This window comes from Luteimonas salinilitoris (genome assembly GCF_041300785.1).
In the GTDB taxonomy this organism is placed as follows: Bacteria; Pseudomonadota; Gammaproteobacteria; order Xanthomonadales; family Xanthomonadaceae; genus Luteimonas; species Luteimonas salinilitoris.
This window is the reverse complement of sequence record NZ_JBFWIB010000010.1, coordinates 93,569-107,451: the sequence shown is the minus strand read 5'-3', so window position 1 is coordinate 107,451 and position 13,883 is coordinate 93,569. Positions and strand designations below refer to the sequence as shown.

The window sequence follows — 13,883 nt, the reverse complement described above, 5'->3', positions numbered from 1 at the left end:
GATTGTCGGAAGATGGCATGGCTGCTTTCGCTTTCGGCGAATCACTGATCACGAATCACCAATCACGGCTCTCATACCACCATCAGTTCCTGTTCCTTGGCCTTGACCACCTCGTCGACGTCCTTGATCGCCTGGTCGGTCAGCTTCTGGATCTCCTCCTCGCTGCGGCGCTCCTCGTCCTCGCTGATCTGCTTGTCCTTCAGCAGCTCCTTGACCTGCTGGTTGGCGTCGCGACGGATGTTGCGGATCGCGATCTTGGCGTTCTCGCCCTCGTGGTGGACGTGCTTGGAGAGCTCCTTGCGGCGTTCCTCGGTCAGCGCCGGGATGTTGATGCGGATGACGGTGCCGGCGGTGTTCGGCGTCAGGCCCAGGTCGGAGGCCAGGATCGCCTTCTCGACCGGCGCGACCATCTGCTTCTCCCAGGGCGTGATCGTCAGCGAGCGCGCGTCGGAGACCGCGATGCTCGCGACCTGCGAGAGCGGCATGTCCGCGCCGTAGTAATTGACCTTCAGGTGCTCGACCAGCGCCGTCGAGGCGCGGCCGGTGCGGACCTTGGTCAGGTCGTGGCGCAGCGCCTCGATGCTCTTCTGCATGCGGGTCTGCGCGTCGTTCTGGATTTCCTTGAGCATCGCCGGCTCCGGTCGATTGGCGGTAACCGCGGGATTATAGCGGGCTTGGCGGCGGAGGCCGGATCCGGGAGCGGGTGGCCGCGATTCCGGACGCGCGAAGCGCGCCCTGCCCGCTGCGGCTTTCAGCCGGCGGTGCCGTCGGACATGCAGGCGCCCTCGTGTTCGACCTGCAGTGTGACGTGGTTGATCGCGAAGCGCCGGTCCAGTTCGCGGACGGTTTCGCGCAGGAAGACATCGTGGTCGTCGGCGGGCGGGCGCACCAGGTGCGCGGTCATCGCGATGCGCCCGGCCGCCAGCGGCCAGATGTGCAGGTGATGCACCGCGGAGACCTGCGGCAGGCCCGCCAGGAAGGCACGGACCTCGGCCGGGTCGACGTGCGCGGGCACCGCGTCCATGACCGCGTTGAAGCTGTCGCGCAGCAGCCCGAACGCGCCCCAGGCGATCACGACGCCGATCAGCAGGGCGATCGCCGGATCCAGCCAGGCCCAGCCCAGCGTCAGCATGCCGACGCCGGCCAGCACCGCCGCCAGCGAGACGGCGGCGTCGGCAATCAGGTGCAGATAGGCGCCGCGGCGGTTGAGATCCCCGGTGTGGCCCTCGCGCAGCAGCCAGGCGGCGCCTAGATTGACCGCGATGCCGATCGCCGCCACCACCACCACCGGCAGCGCCGGAATGTCCGGTGGCCGGCCGACGCGCCCCACGGCCTCCCAGATCAATGCGCCGGAGAAGGCCACGATCAGCAGGGCATTGGCCAGCGGCGACAGCAGCGTCGCGCGGCCCCAGCCGTAGGTCAGGCGGCCGCGGGCAGGGCGCTGCGCCAGCGCCGCGGCGCCCCAGGCCAGCGTCAGCCCCAGCACGTCGCCGAGGTTGTGCAGGGCGTCGGAGAGCAGGGCGAGCGAATTGATCGCGAAGCCGTAGCCGGCCTCCAGCGCGGTGTAGGCCAGGTTGATCAGGGTCGCCACGGCGAAGGCGCGGGTCGTCGACCCGTGGCTGTGCCCGTGATCGTGGTGGCCGTGTCCGTGCGCGTGCATGGGCCGATGTTGGCATGCGCGGGCGGGCGGACACTATCTCATGGAGCGAGGAGTGAGAAACGAGGAGCGAGAAACGAGAGAAGGCGCTTTTACTCACTTCTCACTTCTCACTCCTCGCTTCTCGTTTCTCGCTCTCCTATCCTCGCCCCTGAACCAGGGTGCCGATCGGCTCGCCCTTGAGGATGCGCAACAGCTGCCCCGGCTGGCTCATGTCGAAGATCCGCAGCGGCAGCTCGCTGTCGCGGCACAGCGCGAACGCGGCGGTGTCCATCACCTGCAGGTTGCGGGCGATCACCTCGTCGTAGCTGAGGGTCTCGAAGCGCGTCGCGGCGGGATTCTTCTTGGGATCGGCGTCGTACACGCCGTCGACCTTGGTGGCCTTCAGCAGCAGGTCGGCGCCGATCTCGATCGCGCGCAGCGCCGCGCCCGAGTCGGTGGTGAAGAACGGATTGCCGGTGCCGGCGGCGAAGATCACGATCCGCCCCTTCTCCAGGTGGCGGATGGCGCGGCGGCGGATGTAGTCCTCGCAGACGTCGTTGATCTTGATCGCGCTCATCACCCGCGCCTTGGCGCCGACCTTCTCCAGCGCGTCCTGCATCGCCAGCGCGTTGATCACCGTGGCCAGCATGCCCATCTGGTCGCCGGTCACCCGGTCCATGCCCCCGGCCGCCAGTCCCGCGCCCCGGAAGATGTTGCCGCCCCCGACCACCAGCGCGATCTCGGCCCCGGCCTGCTGCGCCTCCACCACCTCCCGTGCCAGCCGCCCAATGACCTTGGGGTCGATCCCGTAGTCCTCGTCCCCCATCAGGGCCTCGCCGGACAGCTTGAGCAGGATGCGGCGATAGGGGAGTGCGGGCATGTGGGGCTCCGGGTGGGCAAACGGCGAAATTGTAGCCGATGGGGGACGGGACTCGGGATTCCGGCAAAGAATGGCTCTTCGCCCAACTACGGGAAGCTTGTCGCTGGAGAGAAGGCTGTGGGCGGTCCACGCTTGCGCCTTGCTTGTCTTCCCCCTTTGAAAAAGGTGGATTGAGGGGGGCGAAAGCCGCCGTTTGCAAGCCGCAGGCTTGCGGCGGCTTGAGCGCCCACGCGCACCGCGCGTGGGCCGGGAATCGCGAAGCGATTTGCTTTGGCTGTGGCTTTGTCGGCGCCGAGCAAATCCCCCTTGCCCCCTTTTCAAAGGGGGAATGCTGTGCTTTTGAACGGACGCCTGATCTCGAAGTGCCGGGGCGTCGTCCGGTGGGCCGGGGATGGCGGAGAGCTGGCCATGGATGGCCAGCGTCCCGACTAAAGGCATGGACAGCCGTCCGGAGGGCGGAGCCATCCCCGGCCCACCGGACGACGCCAACGTCCGAAGCCCGCGACCCAGCCACAACATCAACCCCGACACCACGCAATCAGGCGAAAAACAAAGAAAAAGCCGCGGCATGCCGCGGCTTTTTCATTCGGGCGGGGTCGCCGCGAAGATCAGGCCAACCCGGCCTGCTTCATCACTTCAGCGGCGTAGTCCTCGACCACCTTCTCGATGCCTTCGCCCACGGCCAGGCGCTGGAAGCCGACCACATCGGCGCCGGCGGCCTTCAGCGCGGCCTCGACGCTCTGGTTGGTGTCGAGCACGTAGGGCTGCCCGTAGAGGGTGACCTCGTTGACGATCTTGTTGATCTTGCCGCTGATGATCTTTTCCAGGATCTCGGGCGGCTTGGCGCGGTCCTTGTCGGACATCTTGGCCAGCTCGATCTCCTTCTCCTTGGCGATGAAGTCGGCGGGGACGTCGGCGGCCTTGTTGTAGGGCGGATTCATCGCCGCGACGTGCATCGCCAGGCCGCGCGCCAGTTCGGCGTCGCCGCCCTGGACTTCGACCAGCACGCCGATGCGGCCGCCGTGCACGTAGGCGGCGACGTTGTTGGCGCTGTCGACGCGGGCGATGCGGCGCACCTGCACGTTCTCGCCGACCTTGGCGATCAGCGCGGCGCGGGCTTCCTCGACGCTTTCGCCGGAGGCGAGCTTCGCGGCCTTGAGCGCATCGACGTCGGTGCCGCCGGAAGCGAGCGCGGCGTCGGCCACGGCCTCGGTGAAGGCGATGAAGTTCTCGTCCTTGGCCACGAAGTCGGTCTCGGAGTTGACCTCGACCAGCACGGCCTTGCCGTCGGCCTGGGCGGTGGCGATGCGGCCTTCGGCGGCGACGCGGCTGGCCTTCTTGTCGGCCTTGGCGAGACCGGACTTGCGCAGCGCTTCGGCGGCGGTGTCGATGTCGCCGTTGCTCTCGGTGAGCGCCTTCTTGCACTCCATCATGCCGGCGCCGGTGCGCTCGCGCAGCTCCTTGACCTGGCTTGCGGTGATTTCCATTGGGGTACCTCGATCGTGGGTGTTGCGCGGGAGCGCTCGACAAGCGCGCGATACCGGGCCGTGGGCCTGGCGCGCCCATTGGGGCGCTCCTGCGGGAAAGGCAGCTGCGCACCATGGCGCAGCCGCGTGACGTAGCGGTTACTCGGCGGCCGGCGTTTTTTCCGGCGCGGTCGCGGCGGCATCCAGCTCGCCGGTCTGGGCGGTGTTGGGCTCGGCGGCTGCGGCTTCGGCTGCGGAGGTCTGCTCGGCGGCGGTGGCCGTGGACGCGGCTGCCTGCTTCTCCGGGGCCTTCTTCGCGGCGCTCTTCCTGGCCGGGGCGCGACGCTTGTCGCCGTCGCTGCCGTCGGTGAAGTCTTCCTCGCGGACCGTGGCGGCCGAAGGCGCGGCGGCCTTGCCCTCGAGCACGGCGTCGGCAGCGGCGCTTGCGTACAGCTGCACGGCGCGGATGGCGTCGTCGTTGCCGGGGATGGCGTAGTCGACCAGGGCCGGATCGTAGTTGGTGTCGACCACCGCGACCACCGGGATGCCGAGCTTCTTGGCTTCCTTGATCGCGATGTCCTCATGGCCGATGTCGATCACGAACAGGGCATCGGGCAGGCGGTTCATTTCCTTGATGCCGCCGAGCGAGGCCAGCAGCTTCTCGCGCTCGCGGCGCAGGCCCAGCACTTCGTGCTTGACCAGCTTGTCGAAGGTGCCGTCGGTCTCGGCGGCTTCCAGCTCCTTCAGGCGACCGACCGACTTCTTCACGGTGGCGAAGTTGGTCAGGGTGCCGCCCAGCCAGCGCTGGGTCATGTACGGCATGCCGCAGCGCTCGGCCTCTTCCTTCACCGCCTCGCGCGCGCTGCGCTTGGTGCCGACGAACAGGATGATGCCGCGCTTCTGGGCGATGGCGGAGACGAAGTTCATCGCGTCGCCGAACAGCGGCACGGTCTTCTCGAGGTTGATGATGTGGATCTTGCCGCGGGCGCCGAAGATGTACGGCGCCATCTTCGGGTTCCAGTAGCGGGTCTGGTGGCCGAAATGCACGCCGGCCTCCAGCATCTGGCGCATGGTGATCTGGGGCATTGCCTGAAACTCCTGATAGTGGAACCGGCCGCCGGCCATTGATGGGATAGGGCGGTACGCCCGCTGGCGGGCGAAGGTTCCGGGGTTGGGCCTCCCCGTCGCTTCCGTGACCGAACCCGGTGCGGGTCGCGGAGACGGGCTCCGGTTCCTGCAACGGGCACCCCGGCACGGACTGTGGCGACGGGTGTGGATTTGCCGGTGACGCCCGGCATCGGCGGCGTGGGAAGCGAAAGCTGCCTACACAGCCGAGAAATGATAGCGCGGACGGGCAGGGGGGGGCAATTGTTGTGGGTATTGGCCCCGGATCACTGGGGCCTAAGGCTTCTGGCCTCGGGCTCCGGGAAGTGCAACTGAATGCTTGTGGGAGCGACGGTAGTCGCGACGGCGGTGCGGCATCTCGTGAGGCCATGGACAAGGCATACCGGCCCGCATGGGCGATCCCGTTGCCCTGGAAGATCGCAGTCGCGACTGCCGTCGCTCCCACAGGTTGGGACCGGGAAACCGAACGACCAGTTTCCGTCAGTAGCTCACCGTCACCGTGATCACGTCGCCGTAGTTGCCGGCAGGGACGGCCTGGGTGGCCGGCACGCGGCCGTAGACCGTCAGGGTCTGGACGCTGCCGGTTCCGGTGCCGGGAACGGTATCGGCGCCGGCGGTCGTCCCCCAGCGCTGGGAGCGGCCCGGATCGCGGTACAGCTCGTAGTTCACGTAGCTGCCGCTGGCCCCCAGGCGCATGCGCCGGGTGCTGCCGCTGGCGTTCTGGCCGTTGTTCAGCGCCACGTTCCAGGCGGTGCGGCCGGTGCAGGTGAAGCTGATGGCGGAGGTCTGGTCGCGGTTGGCGTTGATCAGGCCGGGGACCGTGCCGAAGTCGAGGTTGGTGGCCGCGGAGATGACGCAGTTGTTGGGAACGGTCGCGCTGGCGGTGAAGGGGAAGGTGGTGCTGCCCCCGCCGGTGCCACCTGAGGAGCAGGAGCCCGGCCAATTCGGCGTGCCGAATATCGACTCCGCGTAGCGGTACTCCAACCAGGTATGCCCGTCCATGAACGGATTGCTGTAGCTGCCGGCCGCCAAGCCGGGCTGGGCAAAGACGCGTCCGAACAGGTTGGCGGTGATGCTGCCGCTGCCCCCCAGCAACGGCACGCTGTACTGCAGGTCGACCTGTAGCGGCGCCGGAAAGCTGCCATTGCCCCAGGTCTGGCTGCGGGCGGCGTCCCGGTAGATCTGGAACTGCAGCGGGTCGCCGAAGGTGTTGGTCATGCGCCGGGGGTTGAAGTGGCCGGGGCCGTTGACGCCGTCGCCGATGTACAGACACATCCTGACCCGGACGCCGGCGGCCAAGGACAGCCCGAAGGTGTTGCAGGTGATAGTGACGCTGCCGTTGCTGTCGGCATTCGCCGCTCCGGTGACGGTGCCGAACGCCAGCGGGGTCGTGCTGGTGGTGCATGTTGTCGCGGCCTCGGCGCTGGGGGGCGCCCAGTACAGTCCGACCAAGGCCAAAGCGAGGACGGCGAGGCTCCGGGAATGGATCATAGCGATGGCTCCACGCAGAGCAGAGGCCCGATCCGCGGGATCGTGGCGGCCGCCGCTTCCGGGTAGTCGAACGTGGCCTCGCAGGCGCGTCCGGGCAGTTCGACCCGGATGCGGTTGCGCGGCCGCAGTTGCTCGAGGTAAGTCTCACCGTCATAGCCCACGATGGCCTCGCTGGCAGCGCCGTCGACGAGCTGCACGCGGCTGCCCAGCGGCAGCGGCCGGCCATCGGCGTCATGCAGCACCAGCACCGCGGCGCGTACGGGCCTGACCTCGAAACGCACGCGGGTGCCGGCGCGGTCGCTGGGGGTGGCCAGGCGGTCGACCTCGGCGATGCGGACGTCGGGCGGCAGGTCCATCGGGTCGATCGACAGCTTGTTGCGCTGCCAGGCGTTGAGCCGGGTCACCAGCAGCATGCCGTGCTCGTCGGTGTGGCCGATCACGCGGTTCTCGAGCTTGACCGGAACGCCGGCGAAACCGTCGGTCGACACCACCGCGAACGCGTCGTAGACGCTGCGCGAGGCGAAGGTGCTGCCGCCCATCCGCACCAGGCTGCCGCTGGCCTGTGCGTAGACGTGGCGGCTGTCGCCCTGGCGTACGACGCCGGCGCCGAGGCGTCCGTAGTCGCCGAGCCAGCCGGCCTCGGCCAGGCCGCCGCCGTCGTCGTCGTCGCCGGCGCGTCCCTGCAGCCGCCAGCCGAAGCCGCCGTCGCCGGGGACCGGCCGGGCAAGGTCGATCACCGCGTTGTCGCGGTCGCGGTCGCGCTGCCACGACAGGCCGAGCTGGCGGTCGGAACCGAGCGGCACGATCACGCCCAGGTACAGGCTGCGGTCGTCGCTGTCGTCGAGGTTGCGGTTGACGGACAGATTGGCAGACCAGCCGCCGGCGAAGCTGCGGCTCCAGAACAGGCCGGCATAGCGCGACGGCTGGAGGTCGGGGTCCGGATAGTCGAGCCGCACGTAGCTGAGGCTGAAGTTGCCGAGCGCGGCGCTGGTGATCCCGGCCAGGGCCCGTTCGCTGCGCGACGGCGGCAGCGAGCCGTAGAGCGAGGCGATGTCGCGGTAGTCGCCGCGGGTGCGGCGGCTGTCCAGCGAGACGTTGAAGCGGCGGTTGTTCCAGCCGTAGCCCAGCGCGCTCTGCGAACCGCGGGCGCCGTCGTGGGCGCTGCGCGCATGCGAGGCGTTGAACACCCCGGCCATGCCCAGCAGCCAGGTGCCGCCGACCCCGGCGTTGACCAGGCCGGCGGCGGTTTCGGCATGGGCGTCCAAGGTGAACCGGTCGCTGGCGCCATAGCGGAACGTGCCGCTGGCGATCGGATCGCCGCCGTAGGAAAACGACCGCAGCCCGTAGTCCTCGCGCACCGCGCCCAGGCTGGCCGACCAGTCGGACAGGCCGCGCGCCAGCAGCCGCTGGGTGGCGTAGAACGGGAAGTCGAGCGTGCGCACCTGCCCGAAGGCATCGGTGACGACCATGTGTGCGTTGCCGGCGCCGGTCACGCCCGGCACGGTGGTCAGCTGGAACGGCCCGGGCGGAACGTCGCCGCTGTACTGGCGGACGCCGTTGACGTACAGCTCGACGTCGGATGGCACCGAGGCCTCGCCGAGGAACGCCGGCAGCGGCGTGGTGATCCGGTACGGCTGTAAACCATAATTGCGCCCGACCTGCAGTCCGCCGATCCGCACCGGCCGGGTCCGGTCGAGAAAACCGGTGAAGGCATCGCCCAGGGTCAAGGCCACCGCCGACTCCGGGAACGACAGCTGCCAATGGGTATCGAGCCGCACCGAATCGCCGCGCCAGCCGCGGCCGCCGCCGTCGCTGCGGTAGCCGCGGGCGACCGCGGTATTGCTCAGCACGCCGCGGCCGATGCCGAACAGGCGCAGTTCCGAGGTCGCGGTGAGGCTGCTGCCGGCACCGCTATCGGTGGCGTACAGGTCGTAGTTGAGCAGCGCGCCCGGCGCCGTTTCGGCGGCCACCGGCGCGGGCGCGTCGCCGCCGCCGAGTACGGTCGTGCCGAGGGCGAGCTGCGACAGCGGCGCATCGATGGCGACCCGCTGCCGCGCCGCGTCGTAGCGGACCCGGGTGCCGGGAATGCCGTCGAGCGCCACCAGTTCCCCGTCCGCGTGCGCCGGCAGGCGGAAACCGATGCTGCGCAGCGCAGCCACCTCGGCATACAGGCGGCCGTCGCGCTGCTCGAACGCCAGCAGCTGCGGCTGACGCGTCTGGTTGAGGATCACTTCCAGATACAGGCGCGTGACTGCCCTGTCCGGCGTTGCCGCCTGGTTCCCGGTGACGGGCAGCTCGGCGGTGCCGGTCCGGGCCTGGACGACGGGTGCCGTGGCCGCCAGGAGCAGCACATTACCGATCCAGGACCAGCGTGCGTTCAACCGCTTCCCCATTGATCCTGGCCTGGAAAGTCCCGCCGGATCCCATCCCCATGCCGGCCGGCAGCGCCCAGCGGCGGTTGCGGCCGGGTAGTACGTAGCCGGACAGTCCCGCGGCGATGACCTGGCGGCCGCCGTCGGCGGCGACATGGGCGAGATCGGAGATCTGGGCGCGACCGTTGCCGAGATTCTCGAGCTCGAGGAAGCGCGCCTCCGGGCTGCCGGCCAGGCGCGCGTGCAGCACCGGGGCGGTCGCCTGCCGGCCTTGCGGGGCGACGAAGACCGGGATCGAATAGCGCAGCACGAACCGCAGCCCCTTTGCCTGCGGTTCCTGCCCGTCCGGCTGCTCCAGCGGCAGTTCGTCGACGATCACCCGGTAGCTGGCCTCGACGTCGGCCGGCGGCGGCCCGAGGCGGATCACCCGCACCAGCTGTTCGCCGCCGGGCGGCAGCTCCAGCATCGGCGGGCTGATGGCCAGTTCGGTGGTCGGCTCCAGGACGTCTTCGCCGTTGGCCTGGGTCCAGCGGAACACCCGGACCTGCGCATGCAGCGGCGCCTGGCCGTTGTTGCTCAGGACCAGGCCGTCGGCGCTGCGGTCGGCGGGCACGACGACGGTGGTCGGCGTGACCTGCAGGCTCGCCGCGCCGGCAACGGCGCTGGCGAGCAGCAGGGCAACCGCGCAACCGGTCCGCCATCCGTTGCGGAGTAGCGGCGACATGGTGTTTGCGTGGCCTTAGTACGTGACCGTCGCGGTCACAGTGTCAACGTAAGTCGCCGCCGGAAAGCTGGCGCTGGGCACGCGGCCGTAGACCGGCAGGGCCTGCACCGCGCCGGTGCCGGTGCCGGCCAGGGTATTGGTGTCGAGGGTGTCGCCCCAGACCACCGAACGCCCTGCGTCCTGATAGAGCTGGTAGGGCACCAGGTCGGCGCCGTTGGCCATGGCGCGCGCGGTGATGCCGCCGCCCGCTGCGTTGAGGCCTTCGTTCAGGGCGATGTCGTAGTCGGTTCCGGGCGTGCAGTTCACGTTGAGCTGGCCCGCGGCGTCGATGTCTGTCTCGGTGGACGCGTTGGTGCCGAAGTCGACGTCGGTCGCGGCGGGGGCGTCGATGCTGCAGGTGCTGGTGATAGTGATGGTCACGTCGAAGGTGGTGGAAGCCGACTGCGCGTATGCGGCCGAGGACAGCGCGGCGCAGGCGAGAGCGGATACGGCGACGAGCGACTTGATGATGTTCATGGGTGTGTTCTCCAGCACGGTGGGCAAACGGCGATTCCGGCGGTGCCGGAGCCTGGTCAAGCCAGCAGCACGATGCGTGCCAACCGCAAGTCCGGTGGGAAAACGTTCAGTGGTCGGTGGGAGGGTGGGCCGGAGATGCGATCGCGTCAACAAGTGACGCTGAATCGGGGGCGGGTGCCGGGTTTTGCCTGTCCGGGACCGCCCGCGTCCGGCCGGCCGCCGCGATCGGCGATAATGGCCGCATGAGCATTTCCCTGAAGACCCCCGAAGAGATCGAGCGGATGCGCGAGGCCGGGCGCCTGGCCGCCGAGGTGCTGCAGGTGGTCGCGCCGCACGTGAAGCCCGGCGTGACCACCGAGGAACTCGACCGCGTCTGCCACGATCACATCGTCAACGTGCAAGGGGCGACGCCGGCCAATATCGGCTACCGCGGCTACCCCAAGTCGACCTGCATCTCCGCCAACAACGTCATCTGCCACGGCATTCCCAGCGAAGCCAAGGTGCTCAAGGACGGCGACATCATCAACATCGATGTCACCGTCATCAAGGACGGCTGGCACGGCGACACCAGCCGCATGTACTACGTCGGCGAGCCGTCGGTGATGGCCAGGCGGCTGGTCGAGACCACCCGCCAGGCGCTGTTCGAGGGCATCCGCGCTGTGCGCCCGGGGGCGACCCTGGGCGACATCGGCCATGCGATCCAGACGTACGCCGAAAGCGAGCGCTTCAGCGTGGTGCGCGAGTATTGTGGCCACGGCATCGGCAAGGTCTATCACGACGAGCCGCAGGTGCTGCACTACGGCCGATCCGGGGAGGGCATCGTGCTCAAGGAAGGCATGACCTTCACCATCGAGCCGATGATCAACGAGGGCTCGCGCTACACCCGCGTGCTGCCCGACGGCTGGACCGTGGTCACCAAGGACCGCAAGCTGTCGGCGCAGTGGGAGCACACCCTCGCCGTGACCGCGGACGGCTTCGACATCCTCACCCGGATCCCGGGCGACGACAACGACCAGTACCTCTGATGAGGATGGGGTCGGTGCAGCCTCCGGCACAGTCGAACGGCGGCGATCAGGCCGACGACGCCGCATGGGCCGCGGAAGCGCGCGCCGCGCTGGCCGACCACGATGCCGAGCTCGCGCGCCGCTTCGACGAAGGCGAGGACATCGACCGGTTGCTGGCCGAGCGCGTCAACGCGGTCGACGGCTGGGTGCGGCAGACCTGGGCGCGCTGCATCCCGTCCGACGCGCCGCTGGCGCTGTTCGCGGTCGGTGGCTACGGCCGCGGCGAGCTGTTCCCGCGTTCGGACATCGACGTGCTGGCGCTGGCGGAAGAGGGTTCGCAGGCCCGTCATGCCGACGCGCTGGCGCGGCTGTTCGCACTGCTGTGGGACGCTGGCCTGCCGGTGGGCCATGCCGTGCGCAGCGCCGGTGAGTGCACCCGCGCCGCTGCCGCCGATCTGACCGTGCAGACTACGCTGCAGGAGGCGCGGCCGCTGCTGGCCAACCTGGCCGAGGTGCGCACGCTCAACGATGCGATCTCGACCGCGCGCACCTGGCCCCCGGGGGACTACTTCGCCGCCAAGCGCGACGAGCAGCGCGCCCGCCACGCCCGCTACGGCGACACCGCCGACAACCTCGAGCCCAACCTCAAGGACGGCCCCGGCGGCCTGCGCGACGTGCAGACCCTGCGCTGGATGGCGCGCCGCGTACTGGAGGCCTACGGCTTCGAACAGCTGATCACCCTCGGCCTGCTGGGGGTGGACGAGCACGCCACCCTGGAGCGCGAACGGCGCACGCTGTCGCGGCTGCGCTTCGGCCTGCACCTGGTCGCCGGCAAGGCCGAGGAACGCCTGCGCTTCGACCACCAGAAGGCACTGGCGGCGCGCCTGGCGCATGTCGACGAGGCGGACAACGCCCGGGTCGAGCGGATGATGCAGGAGTTCTACCGCAGCGCCTCGGTGGTGCTGCGCCTCAACGACCGCCTGCTGCAGCGCTTCGAGGAGCAGATCGAGGGCGAGGGCGAGCTGGTGCCGCTGGACGCCGAGTTCGCCACCCGGCGCGGCTACCTGGCCGCGCGCGACGAGGTCTGGCCCGGCGGCGACATCGGCCGCGTGTTCGACCTGTTCGCGATCTGGGCCGAGCGCCCGGACGTGCGCGGCCTGCATTCGCAGACCGCGCGCGCGCTGGCCGAGTCGCTGCACGCGCTGCCGTCCTGGCGCGACGCCGACCAGGAACTGCGCGGCCAGTTCATGGCGCTGCTGCGCGGTCCCACGCCGGTGCGCACGCTGGAGCGGATGTCGCGCATGGGCGTGCTCGGGGTGTGGATTCCCGAGTTCGCGCAGGTGTCCGGGCGCATGCAGTTCGACCTGTTCCATGTCTACACGGTCGACCAGCACACCCTGGCGGTGCTGCGCAACATCGCCAGCTTCGCCGACGAGAGCCCGGACGAGCGCTTCTCCACCGCGCACGAGATCTGGCCGCAGCTGCGCAAGCCGGAACTGCTGCTGTTGGCGGGCCTGTTCCACGACATCGCCAAGGGCCGCGGCGGCGACCATTCCGAACTCGGCGCGGTCGACGCGCGCGAGTTCTGCAAGGGTCATGGCCTGAGCGGCGCCGACACCGCGCTGGTCGAATGGCTGGTGCGCAAGCACCTGCTGATGTCGACCACCGCGCAGAAGCTCGATACCTCCGATCCTGCGGTGATCCACCGCTTCGCCAGCGAGGTCGCCGACCGCGAGCGGCTCGACTATCTCTACCTGCTGACCTGCGCCGACATCGCCGGCACCTCGCCACGGCTGTGGAACGCCTGGAAGGACCGCCTGCTCACCGACCTGCGCACCGCCACCCGGCTGGCGATGCGGCGCGGGCTGGAACACCCGGTGGCCGCGGTGGAGCGGATCGCCGAGACCCGCGACCGCGCGCGCGGCCTGCTGTCGGCACACGGCGTCGACGGCGAAGAGGCGAACGCACTGTTCGCGCGCATGCCCGAGAACGTGTTCCTGCGCGGCCGTGCCGACCAGGTCGCCTGGCAGGCGCTGGCGCTGCGCGGCACCGCGCCCGGTGACACGGTGGTGCGCGTGCGGCGGCTGGCGGCGGGCGCGCAGGCGCTGGAGGTGTTCGTGCATTCGCGCGATCGCGACGGCCTGTTCACCGCGATCGCGATCAGCCTGGATCGCTGCGGCCTGGCGATCCAGCAGGCGCGCGCCATCGACGGGCCGGGCGGCACCATCTTCGACGTGTTCCAGGTGCTGCCGACCGATCCGCGCCACGTGCCGGACCTGCCGGCGATCGAACGCAAGCTCCACACCGTGCTCGCGGGATCGCTCGACGTGCGCCCCGCGCGCCGCGCGCAGCCGCGCCACCTGCGCCATTTCCGCGTGGTGCCGCAGATCGACTTCAGCGACAGCGCCGACGGCCGCCACACCGTCTTCAGCCTGGTTTGCACCGACCGCCCCGGGCTGCTGGCCGACGTTGCCCACGTGCTGCGCCTGCAGGGCCTGCGCGTGCACGACGCCCGCGTGGCCACGTACGGCGAGCGCGTCGAGGACGTGTTCCGGCTCGCCGACGCCGGCAACAACGCGCTCGACGAGGCGCGGCGCGAGTCGCTGTGCGAGGCGCTGCTGGCGGTGCTCGACGGCGATGCCCCCCGATGATCCCTGCCGAGACCG

Annotated in this window: 11 protein-coding genes; 2 read left to right on the top strand and 9 right to left on the bottom strand. The window is 69.8% G+C overall.

Translation table 11 applies throughout. The features are described 5' to 3' along the window. Positions 1–71: 71 nt before the first annotated feature. From frr to AB5T46_RS14855, 9 genes are all read right to left on the bottom strand, one after another. A complete protein-coding gene (gene frr, locus AB5T46_RS14895; protein WP_370564809.1) occupies positions 72–629 on the bottom strand; it encodes a ribosome recycling factor in 558 nt (185 codons plus the stop codon). Between the two features lie 122 nt (positions 630–751). Then, a complete protein-coding gene (locus AB5T46_RS14890; protein ID WP_370564808.1) occupies positions 752–1,660 on the bottom strand; it encodes a cation diffusion facilitator family transporter in 909 nt (302 codons plus the stop codon). A 136-nt stretch (positions 1,661–1,796) separates the two neighbouring features. Then, complete coding sequence (pyrH, locus tag AB5T46_RS14885) at positions 1,797–2,519, bottom strand: UMP kinase (RefSeq protein WP_370564807.1); 723 nt, start codon at positions 2,517–2,519, stop codon at positions 1,797–1,799. 608 nt (positions 2,520–3,127) lie between these two features. Beyond that, on the bottom strand, positions 3,128–4,006 hold the full coding sequence (tsf, locus tag AB5T46_RS14880) for a translation elongation factor Ts (RefSeq protein WP_370564805.1): 879 nt from the start codon (positions 4,004–4,006) through the stop codon (positions 3,128–3,130). A gap of 138 nt (positions 4,007–4,144) precedes the next feature. Beyond that, positions 4,145–5,071 (bottom strand): 30S ribosomal protein S2, encoded by a 927-nt coding sequence (gene rpsB, locus AB5T46_RS14875; RefSeq protein WP_370564804.1) that lies wholly within the window; start codon positions 5,069–5,071, stop codon positions 4,145–4,147. 519 nt (positions 5,072–5,590) lie between these two features. Then, positions 5,591–6,601: a Csu type fimbrial protein gene (locus AB5T46_RS14870; RefSeq protein ID WP_370564803.1), complete on the bottom strand. Its 1,011-nt coding sequence runs from the start codon at positions 6,599–6,601 to the stop codon at positions 5,591–5,593. After that, the gene (locus tag AB5T46_RS14865; RefSeq protein ID WP_370564802.1) at positions 6,598–8,952 is read right to left on the bottom strand and encodes a fimbria/pilus outer membrane usher protein; all 2,355 of its coding nucleotides are present in this window, start codon (positions 8,950–8,952) and stop codon (positions 6,598–6,600) included. Before AB5T46_RS14865 ends, AB5T46_RS14870 begins: the two co-directional genes overlap by 4 nt. Position 8,953: 1 nt before the next feature. Beyond that, positions 8,954–9,697 carry a fimbrial biogenesis chaperone gene (locus AB5T46_RS14860; protein ID WP_370564800.1) on the bottom strand — a complete coding sequence of 248 codons (744 nt, stop codon included), beginning with the start codon at positions 9,695–9,697 and terminating at the stop codon, positions 8,954–8,956. Positions 9,698–9,712: 15 nt separating this feature from the next. After that, entirely contained in the window at positions 9,713–10,213 is a 501-nt protein-coding gene (locus tag AB5T46_RS14855) for a Csu type fimbrial protein (protein ID WP_370564799.1), read from the bottom strand. A gap of 242 nt (positions 10,214–10,455) precedes the next feature. Here AB5T46_RS14855 and map point away from each other — a divergent pair, with 242 nt between their 5' ends. Beyond that, on the top strand, positions 10,456–11,238 hold the full coding sequence (gene map, locus AB5T46_RS14850; RefSeq protein WP_370564798.1) for a type I methionyl aminopeptidase: 783 nt from the start codon (positions 10,456–10,458) through the stop codon (positions 11,236–11,238). Positions 11,239–11,252: 14 nt separating this feature from the next. Next, entirely contained in the window at positions 11,253–13,868 is a 2,616-nt protein-coding gene (gene glnD / locus AB5T46_RS14845; protein ID WP_370564797.1) for a [protein-PII] uridylyltransferase, read from the top strand. Positions 13,869–13,883: the final 15 nt, after the last annotated feature.

Excerpts from the sequence above, each read along its gene's own strand:
- frr (WP_370564809.1), bottom strand. The coding sequence starts at position 629 with ATGCTCAAGGAAATCCAGAACGACGCGCAGACCCGCATGCAGAAGAGC.
- AB5T46_RS14890 (WP_370564808.1), bottom strand. The coding sequence starts at position 1,660 with ATGCACGCGCACGGACACGGCCACCACGATCACGGGCACAGCCACGGG.
- pyrH (WP_370564807.1), bottom strand. The coding sequence starts at position 2,519 with ATGCCCGCACTCCCCTATCGCCGCATCCTGCTCAAGCTGTCCGGCGAG.
- tsf (WP_370564805.1), bottom strand. The coding sequence starts at position 4,006 with ATGGAAATCACCGCAAGCCAGGTCAAGGAGCTGCGCGAGCGCACCGGC.
- rpsB (WP_370564804.1), bottom strand. The coding sequence starts at position 5,071 with ATGCCCCAGATCACCATGCGCCAGATGCTGGAGGCCGGCGTGCATTTC.
- AB5T46_RS14870 (WP_370564803.1), bottom strand. The coding sequence starts at position 6,601 with ATGATCCATTCCCGGAGCCTCGCCGTCCTCGCTTTGGCCTTGGTCGGA.
- AB5T46_RS14860 (WP_370564800.1), bottom strand. The coding sequence starts at position 9,697 with ATGTCGCCGCTACTCCGCAACGGATGGCGGACCGGTTGCGCGGTTGCC.
- AB5T46_RS14855 (WP_370564799.1), bottom strand. The coding sequence starts at position 10,213 with ATGAACATCATCAAGTCGCTCGTCGCCGTATCCGCTCTCGCCTGCGCC.
- map (WP_370564798.1), top strand. The coding sequence starts at position 10,456 with ATGAGCATTTCCCTGAAGACCCCCGAAGAGATCGAGCGGATGCGCGAG.